This window comes from Prevotella heparinolytica (assembly GCF_004342845.1).
In the GTDB taxonomy this organism is placed as follows: Bacteria; Bacteroidota; Bacteroidia; order Bacteroidales; family Bacteroidaceae; genus Bacteroides; species Bacteroides heparinolyticus.
In genome coordinates this window covers 171626-197693 of record NZ_SLXB01000002.1, presented here as the reverse complement: position 1 = coordinate 197693, position 26068 = coordinate 171626, and the positions used below count along the sequence as shown (strand labels likewise).

Here is a 26068-nt window from a genome sequence, read left to right as displayed (position 1 = left end):
AAGATTAAGAAACTGTTTCGATTTTATTTTTGTGCCCTTTCAGCTCTCTGGACAGGCGCATGGCGCAGAAGTTCGGCCCGCACATCGTGCAATATTCTCCATCGGTATGCCGGCCGGCATGGAAATAACCGAAAGCACGTTCCGGGTCGAGCGAGAGGTCGAACTGGTCTTTCCAGCGGAACTCATACCGGGCTTTGCTCAGGGCATTGTCGCGCACTTGCGCTCCCGGATGCCCTTTGGCCAAATCGGCCGCATGCGCCGCTATCTTATAGGTGATTACCCCTACGCGTACATCTTCCTTGTCGGGCAGCGCCAGATGCTCTTTGGGAGTGACGTAGCACAGCATCGCCGTACCCTGCCAGCCTATCTGTGCCGCACCGATGGCGGAGGTGATATGGTCGTATCCCGGTGCTATATCCGTCACGATAGGGCCGAGGGTATAGAAGGGGGCATTGTGGCATTTTTCTATCTGGCGTTCCATGTTTTCCTTGATTTTGTGCATGGGCACATGGCCCGGCCCCTCAATAAAGGCCTGCACATTCTTTTCCCAAGCCCGGAGCACGAGTTCGCCCATCGTATCAAGCTCGGCAAACTGGGCTTCGTCGTTGGCATCGTATGTGGAACCGGGGCGCAGTCCGTCGCCCAAAGATACTGCCACATCGTATTGCGCCAGTATGTTGCAGATATCGTCAAAATGTTCGTACAAGAAGCTCTCACGGTTGTGCACAAGGCACCATTTGCTCATGATGCTGCCGCCACGGCTCACGATACCGCACAGGCGTTTGTCGGCCAAATGCACATTGTGGCGACGGATGCCGGCGTGAATGGTGAAGTAATCCACCCCTTGCTCGCACTGTTCTATCAAGGTGTCGCGATAAATCTCCCAACTGAGGTTTTCCGCCTTTCCTCCCACTTTCTCCAAAGCCTGATAAATGGGCACTGTACCTACGGGAACGGGACAGTTGCGTATAATCCATTCGCGTGTTTCGTGTATGTTCTCGCCCGTAGAAAGGTCCATCAGCGTATCTCCTCCCCATTTGCAGCTCCAAACGGCTTTTTCCACCTCTTCGTCGATGCTCGATGTCGTAGCGGAATTGCCTATGTTGGTATTTATTTTCACGAGGAAATTGCAGCCGATAATCATCGGTTCCGCTTCCGGATGGTTGATGTTGGCGGGCAGCAAAGCACGTCCTGCGGCGATTTCCTGACGCACAAACTCCGGAGTGATGTAGGTCTCTATCCCCAACTCGGCACAATTCATGTTTTCGCGGATAGCCACATACTCCATTTCGGGAGTGATGATGCCCTGTTTGGCATAAGCCATCTGGGTGATGCTTTTTCCGCTTTTGGCACGATAGGGCAGTGTGATATGCTCAAATCGAAGGTGATCGAGCGAACGGTCGGCACGGCGCAAGCGTCCGTATTCCGATGTCATACTGGGCAATTGTTCCACATCGCCTCGACTCAATATCCACGGTTCGCGCAGCCGGGGAAGTCCTTTTTTCAGGTCGATTTCCATGTCGGGGTCGCTGAACGGGCCGCTGGTGTCGTAAACATATACATCGGGGTTGGGGGTGATTACCTTCTTGCCATCTGCAAAATGAGTGCCGGGCACTTGTTCTACCTTGCGCATGGCTACGCGCAATTCGGGAAACAGCTTACCCGGCAGATATACTTTTTCGGAACGGGGATATGTTATTTTCATGATGATTGGATTGAATGAATCAAAAGAATTTACGTCAAAAAGTCATAGAAATGTCATTTTTCTCGGAAGAAGAGTTTTCTAAGAACGCCGTCAACGGTGAACTTGCCTCCGCCACAAAATTATCGGCCTGCACACCCGGCTTTGCCTCATAAGCCATGCGGCCCGCTTCCACGGCTTGTTTGAATGCTCTTGCCATGGCTACCGGATTGCCGGCTACGGCGATGGCGGTATTGACGAGGCAAGCCGCAGCGCCCATCTCCATTGCTTCGGCAGCATGGCTCGGAGCACCTATGCCGGCGTCTACCACGACGGGGATGTTGGCCTGTTCGATGATGATTCGCAAGAAGTCGCGGGTTTGCAGTCCTTTATTCGTTCCGATGGGTGCACCTAACGGCATGACGGTGGCGGCGCCGGCTTCTTCGAGGCGTTTGCACAAAGTCGGGTCTGCCTGACAGTAAGGAAGCACCACAAATCCCAGCTTCACCAACTCTTCCGTAGCCTTCAGGGTCTCTACGGAGTCGGGCAGCAGATAACGAGGGTCGGGATGTATCTCCAGTTTCAGCCAATTTGTACCGAAAGCCTCACGTGCCATTTGTGCGGCAAAAACGGCCTCCTCGGCGTTGCGTACTCCCGAGGTATTGGGCAGCAACCGGATGTGAGGATGACAGATGTGTTTCAGCATATCATCCTCTTTGTCGTTCAGGTCGATACGCTTCATGGCCACCGTCACCATTTCTGCGCCGGATGCCAGAACGGACTGTTCCATGACATCGTTGGAATAAAACTTTCCCGTTCCCAAAAACAAGCGGGAATTGAATTCACATCCCGCAATCACTAATTTTTCCATATTGGTGTATTTGTTGTTTTGTTGTTGGCTATTTCCATGTTTATTGACGACTTCCTTGCACGAGCCTAATGATTTTTTTCATTTCTTCCACCGGCTGATGGGCGCTCAGCACCGCGCCCGAAAGGGCAATCCCGCCAACGCCTGTCTGCATGACAGCCGGAATGTCTTCCGCCGTAATTCCTCCGATGGCCACTACCGGCAAGTATATGTCCGCTTTCCGCATTTGGCCGAGAATGTCCATATAGCCCTCTATTCCCAATATCGGACTCAAGTTTTTCTTGGTGGCGGTGTAGCGAAAAGGACCGCAACCTATGTAGTCGGCACCTGCCGCATGGTGCATCCGTATATCCTCAAACGTATTGGCCGTGCCGCCTATGATGAAACTTCCGCCCAAAATACGGCGTGCCTCGGCTATGGGCATATCGTTTTTTCCAAGATGCACACCGTCGGCATGCAGTTTCCCAGCCAGCTCCACATGGTCGTCAATGATGAAAGTGGCTTCATATTGTCGGCAAAGGGCTTGTACTTTCAGGGCCACAGGCTCTATCCCTTCCACCGGTGTGTCTTTCATGCGCAGTTGCACCCAGCGGCAACCGCCCTCAAGAGCCATGCGTGCGGCATCCGGATGGGAATACCGTTCCGTATGATGGGTGATAAACTGAATTTGTGCCATGACAGTTACCCTCCGCAGGCGGCTTTAATGATGACGACGGACAGGGATTCATGCAGGACATGCGCCGGCCATTCCGCACGGGGCACCATGCGGTTGTCTACGGCAACGGCAATGCCTTGTGCCGGCAAGGAGAGTTCTTCAATAAGTTGCGCAAGGGTGGTGGCATCGGTTTCCACTTCTTTGCTGTTGACTGATACTTTCATTTTTTTCTGTTTCTAAAAAAATAATGGAAGTAAACACAAAGAAGCGCGCCGTTACGGCAGATGCTTTTAGAAGAAAAGAAATATCCAATTCCTACGGCAGTACTAACTGCATCAGGTTCGAGGGTATGATCTCAGCCCGTCGAGGGGCACCCCTTTGTATTTACGTTGGCAAAGATACAACAAAGAGGAGGCAAAAGCAAGTAATAGGGGAGATAAAAAAAGTTCTTTTATTCTTTTGATGGAAAAGTATGGATTTCAGGCAAAAGAACAAAAGAACATAAAAAAGAAGTCAGGAATAAAAGCCTGTTTAAATGTCACTTGTAAAGACAATGCAGCGTAAAATTTAAACAGGCTCTAAATCAGACTGAATATTATTCGATTCCGTGAGCGGATGCTTCGGGAGCGATTTTCTTGATTAATCCTTGCAAAACCGTACCGGGGCCACATTCCGTAAAGTCCGTAGCGCCATCGGCAACCATGTTTTTCACGGTTTGCGTCCAGCGTACCGAAGCCGTCAGCTGAGCCACCAGATTCTTTTTGATTTCTTCCGGATCGGTGTGGGGCAATGCGTCCACATTCTGATATACCGGACATTTCGGGGTATGAACCGCTGTGGCGTTGATGGCCGCTTCCAGTTCTACTTTGGCAGGGTTCATCAGCGGAGAGTGGAATGCGCCGCCCACTTTCAGGGGCAATGCACGCTTGGCACCGGCGGCCTTCATCAGTTCGCATGCTTTGTCGATACCCGCCATAGAGCCGGAAATAACGATTTGTCCCGGACTGTTGTAGTTGGCAGCCACACACACTTCGCCTTCGGCACTTACCTGAGCGCAGATTTCCTCTACTTTCTCATCGGGCAGGGCAATGATGGCTGCCATGGTAGAAGGTTGTGCCTCACAGGCTTTTTGCATGGCCATGGCGCGGGCGTAAACCAGTTTCAGGCCATCTTCAAAGCTCAAAGCGCCAGCGGCAACCAATGCCGAAAATTCGCCCAGCGAATGGCCGGCGGTCATTTCGGGTTTGAAGCCATCGCCCATGCAGAGGGCGGATATAACGGAGTGAAGGAATACGGCAGGTTGAGTAACCTTGGTTTGGCGGAGATCTTCGTCCGTACCGTTGAACATGATATCGGTGATGCGATATCCGAGGATATCATTTGCTTTTTCAAAAAGTTCTTTGGCCAAAGCCGAGTTTTCGTACAGGTCTTTTCCCATGCCCACGAATTGAGCGCCTTGACCCGGAAATACAAATGCTTTCATAATTTTACTTGTTTTAGTGTTTAATGAAAAAACTGCTGCAAAGGTATGCTTTTTCTTCACATAAACCATATGAAAGCAACGGAAAGTTCGCATTGCCGCACTTCGGAAGGGGTGATGCCGCACTTTACCGCCCTTATGCCCACACTTTAAGAGACATAAGGTGTGGCAATGCAACTGCTATGCCGTGGGCTTTGCCCCGACAAAGTGCGGCCATTGTATTGCCGACATGTGACGCTATCGGACTTTCTCCGATTCTTTTGATTTTCATCTCCGCCTCCTCCACCGAAGGAGGGAGTATTTATAGGGAGGTGTATTCTTAATCTTATCTTATTCTTTTCTTCTCTCGCGCGCGCGAGGCTGAGTTCCACAATTAACTAATTGTTTCAGTGTATATTAAGGGCGTTTTTGGGCATTTTTGAATTGCTTGCCGGCTCGGAGTTGGTTTGGAGTTGGCTTGGAGTCGGCTCGTACGACCATAGACCATCGTTCTTTATCCTTTGGATATTCCCCATAGTGCAACACTGTAAGAGAGAGGGCTATAACTTCCAAATCGGAGAAGGCGAGAATAACCTCACAGCGAGGGACATTGCCATGCTCATTTACACGATTTCCTGCAAATTTCTTACAGATGTCGTGGATTCTTGTGAAATATACGATGAAGTTGTGCATATGTCGATTTGAACTTAACAGTTTGGACACTATTAAATTACTAAAAGTCAACGACATGCACAACTTTCTATCTATCATTGTATTAACTTTTAATTCAACCAACGGGTTACAGATTAAGCATTTTTCTCGAAGAATAATACTATCTTTGCCCATACAATTCGAGAATTGAAGTATCACAATGGATAGAAAGTTAAACAGAATCAAAAAGAGACTGGTCGATAAAGGTAAGACAAACAAGTGTTTGACAGAATAATTAGGTAAAGTTCCGGCTACGATTAGTAAGTGGTGTATAAAACGCTGACCTGTCTTCTCTTGAAACGATGATGAAGACCTCCAAACTTTTGCAGGTAAACCTGAATAAACTGATGGAGCTGGAAGAAGTGTCGGAGTCGGTGAAGAAGGAATGAAAGAAGGGGTGCAATATATGAATCGATATAAATCAATATAATATGTGATGATTCTATCAACGAAGTAGAACATTAGAATGAACTATAAAATGAATAAAATGAATAAAGCAAAACCTTTTGTCAAGTGGGTTGGTGGTAAGAGTCAGCTCATTGGACAACTGGATGCGCAACTTCCTGCCGACTTTGGTGATTGGGAGAATGCAACGTACATAGAACCTTTTGTGGGCGGTGGAGCGATGCTCTTCTATATGCTTCAGCGTTATCCTAATATCCAACATGCAATTATCAATGATATCAATTCTGATTTGACGACCTGTTATCGTACCGTCAGAGATACACCTGTTCAACTTATAGAATCTTTGCAAGATATAGCCAATGCCTATCATTCCCTTCAGACAGAAGAAGCTAGAAAGGATTTTTTTCTGGCTGTTCGTGACCGTTACAATGAGAAAAATCTTGAGTCTATAGAGAACACAACATATTTTATTTTCCTCAATAGAACCTGTTTTAATGGGCTATATCGGGTAAACAAAAAAGGTTTTTTTAATGTTCCTTTCGGAAAATATCTCAATCCAACAATTTGCGATCCAGATACAATTTTGGGAGACAGTAAATTATTACAGCGAGTAGAGATTCTTAACGGAGATTTCGAAACAACATTTGAGTATGCCCATGTCAATACCCTTTTCTATTTTGACCCACCGTATCGTCCATTGAGTGATACTTCAAGTTTTAATGATTATGCAAAAGAAGTATTTAACGATGATGCACAAATTCGATTAAAGGAGTATTGCGATAGAGTTCATAAAGCCGGTTATAAATTCATGCTTAGTAACTCTGATTGTAAAGGAAAAAATGAAGAGGATGATTTTTTTGATGTGTTATATGGAGCATATAAGATAGAACGTGTTTGGGCTTCAAGAAGTATAAACTCAAAATTAAATAAAAGAGGTAAACTAACAGAAATATTAGTACATAACTATTTAAACACCAAAGCAAATGCATATCCAGCCAATTTCATTTTCGGCTCTGGATATATTGCTGAAGATGATAAGATAACAAGTGTAGTTTAATTAAGGCGATTCGCCACAATACAAAATATATGGCTAAGAATTTTGATAAGTTCATGTCTCAGCTTCAAGAGACAAACCAAACATTGGATTTCTTCTGTGATTTCGGAAAGATATCAAGCAATGTTGACAACATAAAGTTAAGTCTATGTATGCTGAATAGTCTTATTGGAGCCACTAATCTTCGTAAGAGCGTAGAGACTATTTGGAATCGTGATAAAACAGCTTTTAGTATCATGGACATTCTTATTGCAGTCCGTAGTGAGGGTAAGAAGAAGATTCTTAATTCCAAGGGTGATTGTATTGTTTTTGATAGATTATTTGAAAGTGTTGATGGGATTGTTGAGTACCTTGAGAATACGGGTCTTGCGGAAATATTAAGAGAAGGAAAGATTAACAATTTAGTTGATTATGTTTTCGGCATAGAAACAGGTCTCGACAGCAATGCTCGCAAAAATAGAAGTGGTCATGTAATGGAAAGTATGGTGGCTAAGATTTTTACTGACCATGGCATTTTTTATCGTCAAGAGGTGTATTCGATTGAATGGGCAGAACTGCAAAAGGTTCTTGGCGATGATGAAAAGCGTTTTGATTTTGTTATAGAGACGCTTGAAAAGACTTATCTTATAGAGGTAAATTTCTATAGTGGTGGAGGTTCAAAACTAAATGAGGTTGCTCGCTCATACTCGGACATTGCACCTAAGATTAATTCAGTTGATGGCTTTGAGTTTGTATGGGTCACCGATGGAATAGGTTGGAAGTCTGCAAAGAACAAACTTCAGGAAGCCTACAACATAATTCCAAGTATTTACAATCTAACAAATATTGATGATTTTATTAACCTTGTAAAATAAAATTAGTTATGGCATCAGATAAAGCTTGGAACAAAATTTTTAGTGACTATAAAATTAATAGTCACGATTTCAATAAAGGACCATTTAAACTCTCTGCATATCAAATAAAAATGGCTTGTCAGAATTTTACAGCGACAGGAGATAAAGAACCTCGAATCTTATGTAAACAAGATACACGATCTGATAGACCTAGTATCTTTGTCAAGAACGGCTTATTTATTCTTCCTAAAAAAAACGGCTACTATTATATCTTAAAAGGTGAGGGCTATATTGATGTCCCAGAGATAAATACACCAATCCAGACTTATAAGAGCAAACTGGATTTCGAACTTGAAAGTTCTATAGTTGGTGACTCTGAAATGCAATTTTTAGATTTCGCTTATGCTAATTCTTTAATAAGAACTTTCATGAGTGATCCATCATTAGTCCTTACAATTAGAGGGAGAAAATATACACCTGATTTTTCATTCAAGGTTGGAAACAATAAGCTTCACATCTCTAGTGTTCAAACAGAAGTGGATGCAGGTTATGAAGGAAAAACATCTATTGTTTTAATTGAAGCAAAGAACTTTTCCGCCACCAATGTTATTATTCGACAACTATATTATCCATATAGACAATGGAGTGAAAAGACGTCAAAAGTTGTATACCCCGTTTTTTTTGAAAAGAGGGAGATAAATGGAGAAAAGATTTTCTATATTTGGCAATTTCAGTTTACTGATATTGAAGATTACAACAGTATAAAACTTGTTAAGTCAGGTAGATATAGAATTCAAACTTCATAAAGATGAGCCCTTCTTATTATAAATCCTTTTCTAATGACTTCACTCTCATTCAAGGCGATTGCGTGGAGACCTTATCTAAGTTTAAATTTGGCTTTGATATGGTTTTTGCAGATCCTCCATATTTCTTGTCGAGTGGTGGAATCAGCTGTCAGAGTGGAAAGGTGGTGTGTGTGGACAAGGGTGATTGGGACAAGTCTATAACACCCGAGGAATTGGATGCCTTTAATCTGCGTTGGCTCTCGGCTGTGCGTTGTCACATGAAAGAGAATGCTACTATTTGGATATCGGGCACTCATCACAACATCTTTAGTGTACAACAACAGTTGTTGAAGTTAGGTTTCAAAATTTTGAACGTGATTACATGGGCTAAGACCAATCCTCCACCAAACATATCTTGCCGTTATTTCACATATAGTACTGAGTTTATTATTTGGGCTCGCAAGTCTCCGAAAGTGGCTCATTACTTCAATTATGAATTAATGAAGAAACTGAATGGAAACAAGCAAATGACAGATGTATGGCAATTGCCTGCCATAGGAAAATGGGAAAAATCGTGTGGTAAACATCCCACTCAAAAGCCGCTGGGTGTACTGGCACGACTGATTCAAGCAAGTACGGAAGCTGGGGCATGGGTTCTTGATCCATTCAGCGGAAGTGCAACAACGGGAATCGCAGCAAATCTGCTTGGTAGAAGATATCTTGGCTTGGAAAAGGAAGAAGAGTTCTTGCTCATGAGTAAGTCCCGAAGGGAGGAGATAGAGAGCAATGAGATGCGTTCAGCGTATCTTAATCGGCTGGTAAAAGCAAAAACCATCTTGCCACCAGACAACTTCTTCGTGGCAGACGGCTCGGAATTATGCTATGGCGTGCCTTGGCTACAATAAATTTAAGGTGAATTAGCTTGCAATACCTTAATAAATAAAACAACTTCTCTTTAGTCAAAGTCTAGACTTCATTTATTTTTTAATTTTTCATTGAGGGGGCGAATGGGATTATGCAAAAATCCGGATGCAAGGAACAATTGTTTCCATACAATAAGCATCCCCCTTCTATCCTAAGAAACCAACAAGGGAAAAACTTTAAATCAAGGCATTTACCTCTTATTGTCATTGATACAATTACATAATATTGTATGCAGTACGATAACAATATGATTTGTTATTGTAAAATATATGATATGTATCTTATTGAAAAATAGTGCTTTATAACATGAAATAAAAACGATTATTTTTTATTTGTTTTTATAAAAACTTCTCTATATTTGCAGCGTTCAAAATGAAAAATATGCAAAATACGATACATGAAATACCCTTGGCAAACAATCACATCTCCGTAGATTGTGTGGTTATCGGGTTCGACGGTGAGCAACTGAAAGTGTTGCTGATAAAGCGTGTCGGTGAAGAAAAAGGCGAAGTTTTCCATGATATGAAACTTCCGGGAAGCCTGATTTATATGGACGAGGATTTGGACGAGGCAGCTAAACGAGTGCTGAAAGAGCTTACGGGATTGAAAAATGTCAACCTGATGCAGTTCAAAGCATTCGGCTCGAAGAATCGTACGAAAGACCCCAAAGACGTTCATTGGCTGGAACGGGCCATGCAATTGAAGGTGGAACGCATCGTCACCATAGCATATCTGTCGCTGGTGAAGATAGATCGGGCGCTGAATCGGGATTTGGACAATTATCAGGCCGACTGGGTCGCTATGCAAGACGTAAAGACGCTGGCTTTCGACCACAACCTGATCATCAAGGAAGCTTTAATCTACATCCGCCAATATGTAGAGTTCAACCCTTCTTCTTTATTCGACCTGTTGCCACGAAAATTTACAGCATCACAACTGCGCACTTTGTATGAGCTGGTGTATGGGAAACAGTTAGATGTCCGCAACTTCCACAAGAAAATAGCGATGATGGAATACGTTGTCCCGCTGGAAGAGAAGCAACAGGGGGTGGCCCACCGGGCGGCACGCTACTACCGGTTCGATAAGAAAATATATAATAAAACAAGACGATAACCGATTTTAGCAGGCATAAAGAATGAGTAATCAAAAAAAATAAAAATAGAGTATGTATTTATTAGGTTATGACATTGGCAGCTCGTCAGTAAAAGCAAGTTTGGTAAACGCGGAAAGCGGCAAATGCGTTTCATCCGCATTCTTTCCCAAGACAGAGGCGGAAATCATTGCCGTGAAACCGGGATGGGCAGAACAAAATCCCGAATCTTGGTGGGAAAACCTGAAGCTGGCCACACAAGCCGTATTGGCAGAGTCCGGAGTGAGTGCCGGAGACATCAAAGCTATCGGCATCTCATATCAGATGCACGGCTTGGTGTGTGTGGACAAGAACGGGCAAGTGCTGCGTCACGCCATCATCTGGTGCGATTCAAGAGCCGTTCCATACGGCCAAAAAGCATTTGAAGCATTGGGAGAGGAGAGGTGCCTTTCGCACCTGCTGAATTCTCCGGGAAACTTCACCGCATCCAAGCTGGCGTGGATTAAGAGAAACGAACCGGCCGTATACGAACGAATTCATAAAATCATGCTTCCGGGCGACTACATTGCAATGAAGCTGACTGGTACTATCTGCACCACCGTTTCCGGCTTGTCCGAAGGCATGTTCTGGGACTTCAAGAATGATCGGATTGCCGATTTCCTGATGGAGCATTATGGCTTTGACTCTTCACTGATAGCCGATATCAGGCCCACTTTCTCCGAACAAGGACGCGTCAATGCTGCCGCTGCCTGCGAATTGGGCTTAAAGGAGGGAACCCCCATCGCTTACCGTGCCGGAGACCAGCCCAACAACGCCCTTTCACTAAATGTATTCAACCCCGGAGAAATAGCTTCTACCGCAGGTACATCCGGTGTGGTATATGGTGTGAACGGAGAAGTAAACTACGACCCCAAATCGCGTGTCAACACATTTGCACACGTCAACCATAGTGCCGAACAAACCCGCTTGGGCGTCTTGTTGTGCATCAACGGAACAGGCATTCTCAATTCGTGGGTAAAGCGCACCGTCGCTCCCGAAGGTATTTCGTACAACGACATGAATGTATTGGCCGCGCAAGCTCCCATAGGTAGCGCAGGTTTGAGCATTCTGCCCTTTGGCAACGGAGCGGAGCGTATGCTCGAAAACAAAGAAACCGGTTGTTCTGTACAAGGAATCAACTTCAACCTGCATGGAAAATCACACATCGTCCGTGCGGCGCAAGAGGGTATCGTCTTCTCTTTTAAATACGGCATCGACATTATGGAACAAATGGGTATCCCCGTACAGAAAATCCATGCGGGAAAAGCTAATATGTTCCTCAGCCCGCTATTCCGCGAAACACTGGCAGGGGTAACAGGCGCAGTAATCGAGTTGTACGACACCGACGGTTCCGTAGGAGCAGCCAAAGGGGCGGGGATTGGTGCCGGCATCTACAAAGACAATAACGAGGCTTTTGCCACATTAGAGAAGCTGGAGGTCATTGAGCCGAAACCGGCCGACCGTAAAGCGTATGCAGAAGCATACGGACGCTGGAAACAGTGCTTGCTCAACGTTCTTTCATAAAACAAACAGAATATAAAAATAAACCCTAAAAACAAATTAAGATTATGACAACAAAAGAGTATTTTCCCGGAATAGGAAAAATCAAATTCGAAGGTAAAGAGAGTATGAACCCGATGGCATTCCGCTATTACGATGCCGAGAAAATGGTCATGGGAAAGAAGATGAAAGACTGGTTGAAGTTTGCCATGGCATGGTGGCACACCCTCTGCGCAGAAGGTTCCGACCAATTTGGCGGTGGCACGAAGAAGTTTCCTTGGAACGGTGAGGCCGACAAGGTACAGGCTGCCAAAAACAAAATGGATGCCGGTTTTGAATTCATGCAGAAAATGGGTATCGAATATTATTGTTTCCACGACATAGACCTCTGCGACGAAGCCGATAGCATCGAGGAATACGAAGCCAACCTGAAAGCTATTGTGGCATACGCCAAGCAGAAACAAACCGAAACAGGCATCAAACTGCTGTGGGGTACTGCCAACGTATTCAGCCATGCACGCTACATGAACGGTGCCGCGACCAATCCGGATTTCGACGTGGTGGCACGTGCTGCCGTTCAAATCAAGAACGCCATCGATGCAACTATTGAGTTGGGCGGTACGAACTATGTATTCTGGGGCGGACGCGAAGGCTATATGTCATTGCTGAATACCGACCAGAAACGTGAAAAGGAACACCTTGCACAGATGTTGAAGCTGGCACGCGACTATGCCCGCAGCAAAGGCTTCACCGGCACTTTCCTGATTGAACCTAAACCGATGGAACCCTCCAAGCATCAATATGACGTGGATACCGAAACTGTTATCGGCTTCCTGAAGGCTCACAATCTGGATAAGGATTTCAAAGTGAACATTGAGGTGAACCACGCCACACTGGCAGGCCACACTTTCGAGCACGAATTGGCCGTAGCCGTTGACAACGGCATGTTGGGCTCTATCGATGCCAACCGCGGTGACTACCAGAACGGCTGGGATACCGACCAATTCCCCATCGATAACTACGATTTGATACAAGCCATGATGCAAATCATCCGTAACGGCGGTTTGGGCAATGGTGGAACGAATTTCGATGCCAAGACCCGTCGTAACTCTACCGATTTGGAAGACATCTTCATTGCACACATTGCAGGTATGGATGCCATGGCACGAGCTCTTGAAAGTGCAGCCAAACTACTTGAGGAATCTCCTTACAAGAAGATGCTGGCCGACCGCTATGCTTCTTTCGATGCCGGCAAAGGTAAAGAATTTGAGGAAGGCAAGCTGACACTGGAAGAAGTTGTGGCATATGCCAAGGCCAACGGCGAGCCCAAACAAACCAGCGGCAAGCAAGAATTGTATGAAGCAATCGTAAACATGTATTGCTAAGCTTCATTCATATTACGAATAGCAGATTACATGATGGCTGAAGCGATGTCAAGAAAACAAAGCTTATTTGCGCTGTAATGCAATATTCGGATACGGACTTCACGGGTTTACGCATTTTTGGCACTAAATCCGTGATTTCCCATATAATCTGCGCGGACTCTTACGCCATTGCCTTGAACATCCGGCTATTCGTAGTTTAGTCGTTTATAGTTAATCCCTAATCCCTTTTATTATGAACAATACAGAAAACGGTAGCAAAGTTTACCTTTTTTCCATTGTACTTGTTGCCGTCATTGGCGGACTACTGTTCGGATACGACACGGCAGTTATTTCCGGTGCAGAAAAAGGACTTCAGGCTTTCTTCATGGGAGCCGATTTTGAATATACCGACACGATGCACGGCATAACTTCCTCCAGTGCACTGATAGGCTGCATTCTGGGTAGCGCAATTTCAGGTTTCCTTGCTTCCAGCCTTGGTCGCAAACGCTCCCTATTCGTAGCAGGTGTCCTGTTCTTATTGTCTGCGCTCGGTTCTTATTATCCGGAGTTCTTGTTCTTCGAACGGGGAGTGCCTTCTTACTCGTTGCTGATTGCATTTAATCTTTATCGCGTCTTAGGTGGTATCGGTGTCGGTTTAGCTTCTGCTATTTGCCCCATGTATATTGCGGAAATTGCTCCGAGCAATATTCGCGGAACATTGGTTTCCTGGAACCAGTTTGCCATCATCTTCGGTCAGCTGGTGGTTTATTTCGTGAATTTCTTGATTCTGGGCAGCCATGCCAATCCCGTCATAGATTTAGTAAACGGTGTGAACCAAATCATGAACCCGGATGCAGCTGCATGGACCATTGAAACCGGATGGCGCCTGATGTTTGTCAGCGAGGCTGTTCCCGCAGGACTTTTTGCCTTGTTGGTGTTGTTTGTACCTGAAACGCCCCGCTATCTTGCCCTGTGCGGCAAGGACGAGAAGGCGTTGCATGTACTGAGCCGCATCAACGGACTTGCTCAGGCCAAAATCATCTTGTTCGAAATCAAAGCAACAGCCGAAGAAAAAACCGAAAAGCTCTTCACGTACGGATGGATGGTTATTTTCATCGGTATCATGCTCAGCGTATTCCAACAAGCCGTCGGCATCAATGCCGTGCTCTATTTCGCCCCGCGCATTTTCCATACAATGGGTATGGGTAACCCGATGATACAGACTGTGATTATGGGCGTCATCAATATTCTGTTCACACTGCTGGCTGTCTTCACGGTAGAAAAATGGGGACGCAAGCCTTTGCTGATATCCGGTTCCATCGGTATGGCAATAGGAGCATGCGGTGTAGCTCTTTGCAACCTTGTCACAGGACTTCCGTCCATTTTGCCGGTCATCAGCATCATGGTGTACAGTGCTTCATTCATGTTCAGCTGGGGTCCCATTTGCTGGGTGCTGATTGCAGAGATCTTCCCGAACACCATTCGTGGTGCGGCAGTGGCCATTGCCGTGGCATTTCAATGGATTTTCAATTTCATAGTCTCATCCACATTTGTACCTATGTATAACATGCGGTTAGGAGAGATGGGCGACAAATTCGGACACATGTTTGCCTATGCGCTCTATGGCGTCATCTGTGTGGTGGCAGCCATCTTCGTCTGGAAGTTGGTGCCTGAGACAAAAGGTAAAACGCTGGAAGATATGACCCAATTGTGGAAAAGCCGGAAATAGTAATTACTCATCCGGTGTAATTGATAAAGAAAGGTGGGGTTGATAAAGATTGACCCCACCTTTCTTTATTTCTCTCCAAACTCTATCTTCTCAAGAGTATGTAAAGTTCATACCAGCATTCTTATGAACATTCTACCTGAGGTCTTAGAATTCAGATAACATTCTTTTTTGGGGACATTCCCGTTTTAAGAAAAAGATAGCGTGCTATAACGAGTCAGAAGAGTAAAAACAGGCTGAAAAGAAGCGCAAAAGAAGCTGAATAAAAAAACTTTTTGAGGAAAATTTAAGCAGGCTCTAAGTTTTTTGTAACTTTGCACCTTCAAAATAAAAAAGGTTTCTTTGATGTAAGGAAGATTACTCCTTAAAATCGTAAAATCAAGTAAGTAAAAATGGCTAAAAAGTTTGCCGAATATTCGCAATTCGACCTCTCTGAGGTAAACAAGGAAGTGTTGAAAAAATGGGACGAAAACGGAGTTTTCGCCAAAAGTATGACAGAACGTGAAGGTTGCCCTTCTTTCGTTTTCTACGAAGGGCCTCCCTCGGCAAACGGTATGCCGGGAATTCATCACGTAATGGCTCGCTCCATCAAAGATATATTCTGCCGCTACAAAACCATGAAAGGATTCTTGGTGAAACGCAAAGCAGGATGGGATACGCATGGCCTGCCGGTGGAACTGGGTGTGGAAAAAGCATTGGGTATCACAAAAGAAGATATCAGCAAAAGTATCTCTGTTGCCGAATACAACAAGGCTTGCCGCAAGGATGTCATGAAATTCACCAAAGAATGGGAAGACCTGACGCACAAAATGGGATATTGGGTGGATATGAAAGACCCTTATATCACTTATGACAACCGCTACATAGAAACTTTGTGGTGGCTGCTGAAACAACTCTATAAGAAAGGGTTGCTCTACAAAGGATATACCATACAGCCTTATTCGCCCGCTGCCGGTACGGGACTTAGCTCGCACGAGTTGAACCAACCCGGATGCTATCGTGATGTAAAAGATACCACCGTGGTAGGACAGTTCAAGATTAAACAGCCTAAACCGGAAATGGCAGAGTGGGGAACTCCCTACTTTTTGGCATGGACCACTACTCCGTGGACGTTGCCTTCTAACACGGCCCTTTGCGTAGGTCCGAAAATAGAGTATGTATCCGTACAAACATATAATGGATATACAGGTGAGAAAATAACCGTAGTATTGGCCAAACCTTTACTCTACACTCACTTCAATAAAAAGGCAGAAGATATTGCATTAGAGGACTATAAACCCGGAGACAAGCTCATTCCTTTCAAAGTGGTAGGCGAGTATAAGGGTACGGACTTGGTAGGTATGGAATACGAACAACTCATTCCGTGGGTAAAACCGGTGGACGTGGACAATGACGGCAACTGGAAAGCCAGTGCGAACGGTTTCCGTGTCATCCCCGGCGATTATGTCACCACAGAAGACGGTACCGGTATTGTGCACATTGCACCTACTTTCGGTGCCGATGATGCTTTCGTAGCACGTGCCGCAGGTATTCCTTCGTTGTTTATGATCAATAAAAAAGGGGAAACCCGTCCGATGGTGGATCTTACAGGTAAATTCTACCTGCTTGACGAATTGGACGAAAGATTTATTGCCGAATGTGTCAATATCGATTTATATAAAGAATACGAAGGCCGTTGGGTGAAAAACGCATACGACCCGCAATTCACCATTGATGGTAAATATGATGAAAAAGCAGCCGGAACTGCCGAGTCGCTCGACATCTATATCTGCATGATGATGAAGGCTGCCAACCAAGCGTTCAAGATAGAGAAGCACGTGCACAATTACCCGCACTGCTGGCGTACGGACAAACCGGTATTGTATTATCCGTTGGACAGCTGGTTCATCCGAAGCACAGCCTGCAAGGAGCGCATGATGGAACTGAATAAGACCATCAACTGGAAGCCGGAAAGCACCGGTACAGGACGTTTCGGCAAGTGGCTGGAAAACTTGAACGACTGGAACTTGAGCCGTTCTCGCTATTGGGGCACTCCACTGCCCATCTGGCGCACGGAAGACGGCAGCGATGAGAAGTGCATCGAATCGGTAGAAGAACTTTATAACGAAATAGAGAAATCTGTGGCCGCCGGCTTGATGACGTCCAATCCTTATAAGGAGATGAATTTCAAACCCGAACTTTATACGGAGGAGAATTACGATAAGATAGACTTGCATCGTCCCTACGTAGACGATATCGTACTTGTATCTAAAGACGGATTGCCGATGAAGCGTGAAAGCGACTTGATTGACGTATGGTTCGACTCAGGTGCCATGCCGTATGCACAGATACATTACCCGTTCGAAAACAAGGAATTGCTGGACAGCCACCAAGTATATCCCGCCGACTTCATCGCCGAAGGTGTGGATCAGACTCGCGGATGGTTTTTCACGCTACACGCCATTGCCACTATGGTGTTCGACAGTGTTTCATACAAAGCCGTTATTTCCAACGGACTGGTGTTGGATAAGAACGGGAACAAGATGTCCAAACGTTTGGGAAACGCCATCGATCCATTCTCTACCATCGAAAAATACGGTTCCGACCCATTAAGATGGTACATGATTACCAACTCTTCTCCATGGGACAACCTGAAGTTCGATGTGGAGGGAATAGAAGAGGTTCGCCGCAAATTCTTCGGAACGCTGTATAATACTTATTCATTCTTCGCTCTATATGCCAACGTGGACGGTTTTGAATACAAAGAAGCCGACGTGCAGGACGAACGTCCGGAAATAGACCGCTGGATTCTGTCCGTACTGAACACGCTGGTGAGAAATGTAGACACTTGCTACAATGAATACGAACCTACCAAAGCCGGTCGTTTGATTTCGGAATTCGTAAACGACAACCTGTCAAACTGGTATGTCCGCCTGAATCGCAAACGCTTCTGGGGTGGCGGTATGACACAAGATAAGCTGTCAGCATTCCAAACCCTCTATACGTGTTTGGAAACCGTAGCTAAGCTGATGGCCCCCATCGCTCCGTTCTATGCGGACAAACTGTATATGGATTTGATTGCAGCGACCGGACGCGATAAAGTAGTTTCGGTTCATTTATCCAAGTTTCCCGAATGCAAAGAAGAACTGATAGACAAGGAATTGGAAGATCGCATGCAGATGGCACAAGACGTGACATCCATGGTATTGGCACTCCGTCGCAAGGTAAACATTAAAGTGCGCCAACCCTTGCAGTGCATCATGATACCGGTGACAGACGACAAGCAACATGCACACATCGAGGCAGTAAAAGCACTTGTTATGAACGAGGTCAATGTAAAAGAGATTAAGTTCGTTGACGGTACCGCCGGTATATTGGTGAAGAAAGTGAAGTGCGACTTCAAGAAACTGGGACCTAAATTCGGAAAGCAGATGAAGGCTGTGGCTGCTGCCGTGGCTGAATTGTCACAAGAAGCCATCGCGCAGTTGGAGAACAACGGTTCTTATACGCTGAATTTGAACGGAGAGGAAGCTGTGATTGAAACCACCGATGTGGAAATATTCAGTGAAGACATCCCCGGCTGGTTGGTAGCCAACGAAGGCAAACTGACAGTAGCTCTTGAAGTGATCGTAACCGAGGAGTTGCGTCGCGAAGGTATTGCGCGCGAGTTGGTGAATCGCATTCAAAACATCCGCAAGTCGAGTGGCTTTGAGATAACGGATAAAATAAATATTACGTTATCAAAAAATCCCCAAACGGATGATGCGGTAAATGAATATAAAGACTATATTTGCAACCAGGTTTTAGGAACTTCACTGATGCTTATAGACGAAGTGGAAAACGGAACGGAACTTAATTTTGACGATTTTTCGTTGTATGCAAGCATCGTAAAAAAATAATTGTTTAACAAGTCGGCAGCACGGTGGTTTTCTGCCTCCTGCCGGCAACTAATCACTAAAAAACACATATTATGACAGAGAAGACGAGATACTCGGATGCTGAGTTAGAAGAATTCCGCACCATTATTATGGAGAAGTTGGAATTGGCGCAACGTGATTACGATTTGTTGAGATCCAGCTTGAATGGACAGGATGGAAATGATACGGATGATACGTCTCCAACCTACAAAGTGCTGGAAGAAGGAGCCAATACTTTGTCTAAGGAAGAAACTACGCGCCTGGCACAACGCCAATTGAAGTTTATCCAAGGATTACAAGCGGCTTTGGTGCGCATTGAAAACAAAACGTACGGTATTTGCCGCGAGACCGGTAAATTGATCCCGGCAGAGCGTTTACGTGCTGTGCCTCATGCTACATTAAGCATCGAAGCCAAAAACAACGGTAAGAAATAAAGATGAGCAAATTTTTCACAAAAGGCCGGATAGCCCTACTTATTATTTTCTCGGTACTGATTATAGACCAAATAATCAAGATTTGGATCAAGACCCACATGTATTGGCATGAAAGCATCCGTATCACCGATTGGTTTTATATCTATTTCACAGAAAATAGCGGTATGGCATTCGGCATGGAAATATTTGCAAAGCTGTTTTTAACGCTATTCCGTATCGCTGCTGTTACGGCGATTGGTTGGTTTCTGCACAGGTTTGTTAAACTGGGACTGAAAACCGGATTCATCATCTGTGTCTCTTTAGTCTTTACCGGAGCATTAGGAAATATAATCGATAGTGTGTTTTATGGGGTACTATTCAATGAGAGCACTCATTCACAGATAGCCTCTTTCATGCCCGAAGGGGGCGGGTACGCTCCATGGCTCTATGGCAAAGTAGTAGACATGTTCTATTTTCCTATCATTGATACCAATTGGCCGGAATGGATGCCGTTTGTCGGTGGACAACACTTCATATTCTTTAGTCCGATATTTAACTTTGCGGATGCGGCAATCAGCTGTGGCATCATTGCTTTGTTGCTGTTTTATGGCAAGGACTTCAATGATGCATATCATGCTGCTATAAAGAAATCATGAAAAGAAAAAATCGAATTCAATGGTATGGCGTACTCCTTTTGACGTGCTGCTTGACGGCTTGTCAGGTAAAAAGGCCTGACTATGTATTGCAGGATGACCGGATGGAGGAGGTGCTTTATGACTACCACATAGCAAAAGCTATGGGTGAGGAAGTACCGTATAATGAGAAATATAAACGGGTGCTGTACATTGAATCGGTTTTTAAAAAACATGGTATCACACAAGCCGACTTCGACTCTTCCATGGTTTGGTTTGCCCGCAATCCGGAAGTTCTCGCAAAGATATATGAAAAGGTAAACCTGCGGTTGAAAGTTGAAAGAGACGGTATCAATCATTTGATTGCCATGCGCGACCACAAACCGAAGGAATCTCTTCCCGGCGACAGCATCGATGTATGGGCTTGGCGGCAAGTCTACCGGCTGACAGGAATGCCTTTGGACAACAAGGTGGTATTTGTTTTGCCGTCGGACACTAACTTCCGCGACAGAGATACATTGCGTTGGAGTGTCCGTTTCTGTTTTCATAAAGGTGTGCCTAATGAAATACAAGACAGTACGTATGCTCCTTTTATGGCAATGCAGGTATCGTATGAGAAAAATGATAGTGTGATTGGCTTTGGCCGGAGAATAATAAAAGAAGGCGTCAACACAATCAGCCTGTACGCAGATAAGCTGGGCAAAATAAAAGAAATACGTGGATTCATCTATTATCCGGTCCAGAAAAATGGACGCTCATTATTGGCAGACCGTATTTCTTTGATGCGCTATCATGCTAAGGACAGCTTGACAATTGCCCCAACAGACAGTCTCCAACAAGTTCCCGACTCTACGCACAAGGACAGCATCGAGCAGCAACCTGCTGACTTGAAAACTCCGGGAAATGAAGAAACAGGTGTTAATGAGAATGCAGGACGCAGAAACATACGTCCCCGTCCCACACTAAAAGAAGTTGAAAGAGTTTCCCCTTAAAGGGAAGTATCTCCTCTGAATAAAAAGAAAGATGAAACGGTATGCCTCTCATTTTCTGTTTTTCCCCGGCTATGGCTGTTTGAGCCGGCATGTCGTAGAAATGTGTGAGGGACACGTGGTACGTATCTTCCCATTGACTGAAGAAATAGAAAATACCGAATGGCTGCCGGGTGTCATCGCATTGCTTTCCGACAAAGATTCCGATCTGCCGGATTTTGACAAATGCGGAAACAAGCTTACAACAGTTCCTGCTGATATAACAGAAAAGCTTCCCTCTCTGACAGCATTTCTTTTCTCTCCTTTTGATTTTACAACGATGCGTCCCTGCGCCGAAACTCAGCGCAAACCACTGCGGTAGCAATGGCTACATTCAGTGAGTCGGAAGTCTTGCGCTCTGCCGGATAATTCGGAATGTATAGTTTTCGGTTGATAAGTTTCTCCACTTCTTTTCCTATCCCGTTTCCTTCGTTGCCCATCACGATCAATCCGCAAGAGGAGAGAGGAAGGGAATACATGTTTTCACCATCCAAAAAAGTACCGTAAACGGGTACGTCTTTCAGCGAACCGATCAGCTCGGGCAGAGAAGTGTAATGCAATTTTACACGTGCAATTCCTCCCATCGTTGCCTGTACCGTCTTAGGATTATAAGCATCCACCGTATTGGGTGAACAGAAAATATGCTCTATCCCAAACCAATCGGCAAGACGGATAATAGTACCCAAATTACCGGGATCTTGCACATCGTCCAAAGCCAGACAAAGCGAATGGTTGATGACGGAAGCATCCCATTCGTCATCCGGTTGCCGAAACACCGCCAATACTTGCTGGGGGGCTTTCAACAAACTGGCGCGCGACAACTCTTCTTCAGAAACCACGGTGACATCTGCTACCGAGAGAGGTCTGTTTTGAGAAAGCCATTCGGCAGTTGCCAAGAGAAAAAGGCAGGGAAAATGCCCCAACAAATCGCCGACAAGTTTAGGCCCTTCGGCCAGAAAAACCTTATCGGATTTGCGGTTCTTCTTCAACTCCAAAGAGTGGATATATTTTATGCGGTTCTTACTCAGTGCCATGAAATCAATGTTATTATTCGGACAAAAATACTCTTTTTCGTGGAACATAACAAACTGTGTGGAAATGAAAGAGAAAGAAAAGAGAGAATTTAAGCGGACACTTGACTCAGGTGAGAAAAAATACAAGTATATTTGCATTTGTTTATGTGCAATCAATCAATTGATATGGATAAAGGCTTCTGCTACACGATACTTGCCACTGTTTTACTCCTATTGGCTTCTTGTTCATCTACCAAATATGTGCCGGACGGTTCGTATTTATTGGACGAAGTGCGCATACACACCGACAACAAAGAAGTGAAACCTTCCAATCTGTCCATATACTTTCGTCAGACCCCTAACTCCAAGTGGTTCAGCTTGATAAAAACTCAACTGTACATATACAATTGGTCGGGACGCGACTCTACGCGCAGCATCAACCGCACTTTGCGAAGATTAGGAGACGCCCCTGTCATTTATAGCGAAGAAGAAACCAGCCGTACCGGAGAGGAAATCACTAAAGCGGTGCAGAACATGGGTTATATGAGAGCCACGGTAATTCCTGTGCGCCAAACTAAGAAGAAGAAAATGAAGTTGACTTATCAGGTTACTACCGGAAAGCCTTATATCGTGCGTTCTATAAAATATGATATTCAAGACGATAAAATAAAACAGTACGTCCGGCAAGACTCTGTATTGACCCTTTTATCTGAAGGCATGCGCTTTGATGTCAATGTATTGGATGCGGAACGCCAGCGCATTACGGACATCTTGTTGCAAAACGGATATTATAAATTCAATAAGGAATACATCTCGTACACCGCCGATACTGTGCGGAACAGCTATTATGTTGACTTGACCTTATCCTTGATTCCATATAGACAACACAGCGAAGATAAACCGCAACCTCATCGGCAATATACCGTAAATAAGGTCAGTTTCATTACGGATTATAACATGTTGCAATCGCCCGCTCTAAACAGTGTCGAAGTGAACGACTCATTACACTACAAAGGCTTTCCTATTTACTATAAAGATAAATTGTATCTACGTCCCAAGGTACTGACCAACAATTTGTACATCACTCCCGGAGATTTATATAAAGAGCGGGATGTGCAACGCACTTATTCCAATTTCGGACGTCTGCAAGTATTGAAATATACGAATATCCGTTTTTTCGAGACACAACAGAATAATCATCCTACGCTGGATGCATACGTAATGCTGACAAAAAGCAAGCATCAGGCTGTCTCATTCGAAGTAGAAGGAACTAATTCTGCCGGTGATTTGGGTGCGGCGGCATCCGTGTCATTTCAGAACCGTAATGTCTTCAGGGGTTCGGAAGCGTTTATGCTCAAATTGCGTGGAGCATACGAAGCCGTATCGGGCTTGCAAAACGATTTGAATCAGAATTACATTGAGCTGGGCGCAGAGGCTACCATCAATTTTCCGCGTTTCATGTTCCCGTTCATCTCCAACGATTTCAAGCGGAGAATAAGAGCCACTACGGAGTTCGGCTTACAGTACAACTACCAAATGCGACCTGAGTTCACTCGTATCGTGGCCTCTGCCGGTTGGAGTTACAAATGGGGGGTACAGCAACAACGCTCGCAACATCGCATTGACTTGCTGGATATTAATTATCTGTACATGCCTTGGATAGATGAGGAATTCAGAGAAACATATCTGGAACAAGATGAAAACTACATCCTAAGGTATAATTATGAAGACCGTTTCATTGTACGAACCGGATACAGCTATACTTATCACAGTGCCGGGAGGGGATTTATCAATAATTCCCTGACCGGTAACTCTTATGCCGTTCGTCTGAACCTTGAATCGGCGGGAAATCTGCTCTATGCTTTGGCGAAGGTAGGAGGGATGAAGAAAAACGACGAGGGAGAATATACTTTACTGAATATTCCTTTTGCACAATATCTTAAAGGTGATTTCGATTTTGCCAAAAACTGGACGATTGATTACCGTAACTCTCTGACATTTCATTTAGGTGCCGGCATTGCTATGCCTTACGGAAATGCATCTATCGTTCCTTTTGAGAAACGTTACTTTTCCGGTGGTGCAAACAGTGTGCGCGGTTGGTCGGTACGCGATCTGGGTCCGGGGACTTACAGTGGGGATGGCAAAAACTTTTTGAATAAAACCGGAGACATTAAATTGGATGCAAGTATTGAGTATCGTACACGTTTGTTCTGGAAACTCAGAGGAGCGTTTTTCGTAGATGCCGGAAATATATGGACCATACGAAATTACAAAGATCAGCCGGGAGGTAAATTCGAAATAGATAAATTCCACAAGCAGATTGCCGTAGCCTACGGCTTGGGATTGCGTCTTGATTTAGATTTCTTTGTATTGCGCTTTGACGGAGGTATGAAAGCTGTGAACCCGGCATATACAAATAAAAAAGAGCATTATCCGATTATACATCCGAGATTCAGCCGTGATTTTGCTTTTCATTTTGCAGTAGGGTATCCGTTCTGAGAATGGAGAGGGCATAAAAAAAGGCTATCTATCCCAGACAGCCAATCTTTTGTTAACCTTAAATCTAATACTATGAAAAACACATTGCAAATATACGTACTTTCTGCATATCTCCAAAAGAACGGAGCGTAATGGCTTAATTTATAACACGGTTTAATAAGAATATCCCGTTATTAACAGTTTTGTGCCCGAAAAACAAAAAAAATCGCTATCTTCATGCCCTGAATAGAGAAAATGTTTTTATGAATATAAATAGGAGCTTGTTTGCATTTATTTCAGCTTCTAAAGTACTGAAAACTCAAAGATTATAAAAAAATCCCGTAATGATTCATACCATACTCGATACAGATCTTTACAAATTCACAACTTCGTATGCCTACATCAAGTTGTTTCCTTATGCTGTGGGAACTTTCAGTTTCAGAGACAGGGACGAAACAGTCTATACAACTGAGTTCCTCGCGAAATTGCGTCAAGCTGTGAACGACATGGCATTGATTGCTTTGTCCGATGAAGAATTGGAGTATATGGTGCATCACTGCCGTTTCTTACCGAGAGTTTATTGGGAATGGCTTTCTTCTTTCCGATTCCACCCAGAGAAAGTCAAAATACATTTGGACGAGGAACAGCATTTGAACATTGAAATCACGGACTATCTGTACAAGGCCACCCTTTATGAGGTTCCTCTGCTTGCTCTTGTTTCGGAGTTGAAGAATCGTACATTGGGTAATGTACCTGATATGAAAGATATCCTCTGCAAGCTGTCCGAAAAGGTGATCTTTTCCAATGAACATCGTATCAGTTTTTCGGAGTTCGGTACGCGTCGGCGCTTTTCGTTCGATGTACAGGATAGAGTCATCGGCTATCTGAAAGAGGCTTCGTTGTATTGTACAGGAACATCCAACTGCTATTTTGCCATGAAACACGGCATGAAGCCGATGGGGACACATCCGCACGAATGGTTTATGTTCCACGGTGCCCAGTTCGGCTACAAACATGCCAACTATATGGCGTTGGAAAACTGGGTGAATGTGTATGACGGAGATTTAGGCATTGCTTTGTCCGACACTTATACATCGGATATCTTTTTGAACAATCTGAGCCGTAAACAAGCCAAACTGTTTGACGGTGTACGCTGTGATTCGGGCAATGAATTTCTTTTCACCGATAAGTTAGTGGCACGCTACAACGAATTGGGTATTGACTCTACTACCAAAACCATCGTATTCAGCAATGCACTGGACTTTGGCAAAGCACTCGACATTCAAGAATACTGCAAAGGCAGAATCCGTTGTGCCTTCGGCATCGGTACCAATCTGACGAACGACACCGGATTCAAGCCTTCGAACATTGTAATGAAACTGACCCGATGCAAGATGAATACCAATCAGGAATGGCGCGAATGCGTAAAGTTGTCGGATGATGCGGGAAAACATATCGGTAGTGAGGCGGAAGTCAGAGCATGCTTGTATGACTTGAGGTTGAATGAGCATTGA

Annotated in this window: 21 protein-coding genes and 1 riboswitch; of the genes, 15 read left to right on the top strand and 6 right to left on the bottom strand. The window is 44.7% G+C overall.

Going from position 1 to position 26068, the window contains the following annotated elements; genetic code table 11:
- Positions 1-4: 4 nt before the first annotated feature.
- From thiC to fabD, 5 genes are all read right to left on the bottom strand, one after another.
- Entirely contained in the window at positions 5-1705 is a 1701-nt protein-coding gene (gene thiC, locus EV202_RS02320; protein ID WP_234878227.1) for a phosphomethylpyrimidine synthase ThiC, read from the bottom strand.
- A gap of 34 nt (positions 1706-1739) precedes the next feature.
- Positions 1740-2552 (bottom strand): thiazole synthase, encoded by an 813-nt coding sequence (locus EV202_RS02315; protein WP_106068547.1) that lies wholly within the window; start codon positions 2550-2552, stop codon positions 1740-1742.
- 40 nt (positions 2553-2592) lie between these two features.
- Positions 2593-3225, bottom strand: coding sequence for a thiamine phosphate synthase (locus tag EV202_RS02310; protein WP_394364500.1), 633 nt, complete (start codon positions 3223-3225; stop codon positions 2593-2595).
- A 5-nt stretch (positions 3226-3230) separates the two neighbouring features.
- Positions 3231-3428, bottom strand: coding sequence for a sulfur carrier protein ThiS (thiS, locus tag EV202_RS02305; RefSeq protein WP_106070435.1), 198 nt, complete (start codon positions 3426-3428; stop codon positions 3231-3233).
- Between the two features lie 71 nt (positions 3429-3499).
- A riboswitch (TPP riboswitch) is annotated at positions 3500-3592 on the bottom strand.
- A gap of 207 nt (positions 3593-3799) precedes the next feature.
- A complete protein-coding gene (gene fabD / locus EV202_RS02300) occupies positions 3800-4687 on the bottom strand; it encodes an ACP S-malonyltransferase (protein ID WP_131925163.1) in 888 nt (295 codons plus the stop codon).
- A gap of 1174 nt (positions 4688-5861) precedes the next feature.
- Between fabD and EV202_RS02290 the strand changes: the two genes are divergently transcribed.
- The 13 genes from EV202_RS02290 (at position 5862) to EV202_RS02230 (ending at position 21385) form a co-directional block, all read left to right on the top strand.
- The gene (locus EV202_RS02290) at positions 5862-6836 is read left to right on the top strand and encodes a DNA adenine methylase (RefSeq protein WP_131925161.1); all 975 of its coding nucleotides are present in this window, start codon (positions 5862-5864) and stop codon (positions 6834-6836) included.
- 29 nt (positions 6837-6865) lie between these two features.
- Positions 6866-7687 carry a type II restriction endonuclease gene (locus EV202_RS02285; RefSeq protein WP_131925159.1) on the top strand — a complete coding sequence of 274 codons (822 nt, stop codon included), beginning with the start codon at positions 6866-6868 and terminating at the stop codon, positions 7685-7687.
- An 8-nt stretch (positions 7688-7695) separates the two neighbouring features.
- The gene (locus tag EV202_RS02280; protein ID WP_131925157.1) at positions 7696-8472 is read left to right on the top strand and encodes a type II restriction enzyme; all 777 of its coding nucleotides are present in this window, start codon (positions 7696-7698) and stop codon (positions 8470-8472) included.
- Between the two features lie 2 nt (positions 8473-8474).
- A complete protein-coding gene (locus EV202_RS02275) occupies positions 8475-9356 on the top strand; it encodes a DNA-methyltransferase (RefSeq protein ID WP_131925154.1) in 882 nt (293 codons plus the stop codon).
- 400 nt (positions 9357-9756) lie between these two features.
- On the top strand, positions 9757-10488 hold the full coding sequence (locus EV202_RS02270; RefSeq protein ID WP_106068551.1) for an NUDIX hydrolase: 732 nt from the start codon (positions 9757-9759) through the stop codon (positions 10486-10488).
- 52 nt (positions 10489-10540) lie between these two features.
- Complete coding sequence (locus EV202_RS02265; protein WP_106068552.1) at positions 10541-12028, top strand: xylulokinase; 1488 nt, start codon at positions 10541-10543, stop codon at positions 12026-12028.
- A gap of 44 nt (positions 12029-12072) precedes the next feature.
- Positions 12073-13389: a xylose isomerase gene (xylA, locus tag EV202_RS02260; RefSeq protein WP_131925151.1), complete on the top strand. Its 1317-nt coding sequence runs from the start codon at positions 12073-12075 to the stop codon at positions 13387-13389.
- Positions 13390-13621: 232 nt separating this feature from the next.
- Positions 13622-15097 carry a D-xylose transporter XylE gene (gene xylE, locus EV202_RS02255; RefSeq protein WP_131925148.1) on the top strand — a complete coding sequence of 492 codons (1476 nt, stop codon included), beginning with the start codon at positions 13622-13624 and terminating at the stop codon, positions 15095-15097.
- 389 nt (positions 15098-15486) lie between these two features.
- Positions 15487-18972: an isoleucine--tRNA ligase gene (ileS, locus tag EV202_RS02250; RefSeq protein WP_106068555.1), complete on the top strand. Its 3486-nt coding sequence runs from the start codon at positions 15487-15489 to the stop codon at positions 18970-18972.
- A gap of 71 nt (positions 18973-19043) precedes the next feature.
- Complete coding sequence (locus EV202_RS02245; RefSeq protein WP_106068556.1) at positions 19044-19424, top strand: TraR/DksA family transcriptional regulator; 381 nt, start codon at positions 19044-19046, stop codon at positions 19422-19424.
- Between the two features lie 2 nt (positions 19425-19426).
- On the top strand, positions 19427-20059 hold the full coding sequence (locus EV202_RS02240) for a lipoprotein signal peptidase (RefSeq protein ID WP_106068557.1): 633 nt from the start codon (positions 19427-19429) through the stop codon (positions 20057-20059).
- The gene (locus EV202_RS02235; protein WP_131925145.1) at positions 20056-21027 is read left to right on the top strand and encodes a DUF4296 domain-containing protein; all 972 of its coding nucleotides are present in this window, start codon (positions 20056-20058) and stop codon (positions 21025-21027) included. The genes EV202_RS02240 and EV202_RS02235 overlap by 4 nt, the downstream gene beginning before the upstream one ends.
- A gap of 31 nt (positions 21028-21058) precedes the next feature.
- Positions 21059-21385 carry a hypothetical protein gene (locus EV202_RS02230; protein WP_131752613.1) on the top strand — a complete coding sequence of 109 codons (327 nt, stop codon included), beginning with the start codon at positions 21059-21061 and terminating at the stop codon, positions 21383-21385.
- On the opposite strand, the gene EV202_RS02225 is transcribed toward EV202_RS02230, so the two are convergent.
- Positions 21336-22097: an RNA methyltransferase gene (locus tag EV202_RS02225; RefSeq protein WP_131925142.1), complete on the bottom strand. Its 762-nt coding sequence runs from the start codon at positions 22095-22097 to the stop codon at positions 21336-21338. The two genes, EV202_RS02230 and EV202_RS02225, sit on opposite strands and share 50 nt — an antisense overlap.
- A gap of 165 nt (positions 22098-22262) precedes the next feature.
- Here EV202_RS02225 and tamL point away from each other — a divergent pair, with 165 nt between their 5' ends.
- Both tamL and pncB read left to right on the top strand, forming a co-directional pair.
- Positions 22263-24575: a translocation and assembly module lipoprotein TamL gene (gene tamL, locus EV202_RS02220; RefSeq protein ID WP_131925139.1), complete on the top strand. Its 2313-nt coding sequence runs from the start codon at positions 22263-22265 to the stop codon at positions 24573-24575.
- A 323-nt stretch (positions 24576-24898) separates the two neighbouring features.
- Entirely contained in the window at positions 24899-26068 is a 1170-nt protein-coding gene (gene pncB / locus EV202_RS02215; protein WP_131925136.1) for a nicotinate phosphoribosyltransferase, read from the top strand.

Excerpts from the sequence above, each read along its gene's own strand:
- EV202_RS02275 (WP_131925154.1), top strand. The coding sequence starts at position 8,475 with ATGAGCCCTTCTTATTATAAATCCTTTTCTAATGACTTCACTCTCATT.
- EV202_RS02230 (WP_131752613.1), top strand. The coding sequence starts at position 21,059 with ATGAAACGGTATGCCTCTCATTTTCTGTTTTTCCCCGGCTATGGCTGT.
- EV202_RS02280 (WP_131925157.1), top strand. The coding sequence starts at position 7,696 with ATGGCATCAGATAAAGCTTGGAACAAAATTTTTAGTGACTATAAAATT.
- thiC (WP_234878227.1), bottom strand. The coding sequence starts at position 1,705 with ATGAAAATAACATATCCCCGTTCCGAAAAAGTATATCTGCCGGGTAAG.
- EV202_RS02285 (WP_131925159.1), top strand. The coding sequence starts at position 6,866 with ATGGCTAAGAATTTTGATAAGTTCATGTCTCAGCTTCAAGAGACAAAC.
- xylE (WP_131925148.1), top strand. The coding sequence starts at position 13,622 with ATGAACAATACAGAAAACGGTAGCAAAGTTTACCTTTTTTCCATTGTA.
- EV202_RS02225 (WP_131925142.1), bottom strand. The coding sequence starts at position 22,097 with ATGGCACTGAGTAAGAACCGCATAAAATATATCCACTCTTTGGAGTTG.
- EV202_RS02310 (WP_394364500.1), bottom strand. The coding sequence starts at position 3,225 with ATGGCACAAATTCAGTTTATCACCCATCATACGGAACGGTATTCCCAT.
- EV202_RS02315 (WP_106068547.1), bottom strand. The coding sequence starts at position 2,552 with ATGGAAAAATTAGTGATTGCGGGATGTGAATTCAATTCCCGCTTGTTT.
- EV202_RS02265 (WP_106068552.1), top strand. The coding sequence starts at position 10,541 with ATGTATTTATTAGGTTATGACATTGGCAGCTCGTCAGTAAAAGCAAGT.
- EV202_RS02235 (WP_131925145.1), top strand. The coding sequence starts at position 20,056 with ATGAAAAGAAAAAATCGAATTCAATGGTATGGCGTACTCCTTTTGACG.
- thiS (WP_106070435.1), bottom strand. The coding sequence starts at position 3,428 with ATGAAAGTATCAGTCAACAGCAAAGAAGTGGAAACCGATGCCACCACC.
- EV202_RS02290 (WP_131925161.1), top strand. The coding sequence starts at position 5,862 with ATGAATAAAGCAAAACCTTTTGTCAAGTGGGTTGGTGGTAAGAGTCAG.
- EV202_RS02270 (WP_106068551.1), top strand. The coding sequence starts at position 9,757 with ATGCAAAATACGATACATGAAATACCCTTGGCAAACAATCACATCTCC.
- tamL (WP_131925139.1), top strand. The coding sequence starts at position 22,263 with ATGGATAAAGGCTTCTGCTACACGATACTTGCCACTGTTTTACTCCTA.
- ileS (WP_106068555.1), top strand. The coding sequence starts at position 15,487 with ATGGCTAAAAAGTTTGCCGAATATTCGCAATTCGACCTCTCTGAGGTA.
- fabD (WP_131925163.1), bottom strand. The coding sequence starts at position 4,687 with ATGAAAGCATTTGTATTTCCGGGTCAAGGCGCTCAATTCGTGGGCATG.
- pncB (WP_131925136.1), top strand. The coding sequence starts at position 24,899 with ATGATTCATACCATACTCGATACAGATCTTTACAAATTCACAACTTCG.
- xylA (WP_131925151.1), top strand. The coding sequence starts at position 12,073 with ATGACAACAAAAGAGTATTTTCCCGGAATAGGAAAAATCAAATTCGAA.
- EV202_RS02240 (WP_106068557.1), top strand. The coding sequence starts at position 19,427 with ATGAGCAAATTTTTCACAAAAGGCCGGATAGCCCTACTTATTATTTTC.
- EV202_RS02245 (WP_106068556.1), top strand. The coding sequence starts at position 19,044 with ATGACAGAGAAGACGAGATACTCGGATGCTGAGTTAGAAGAATTCCGC.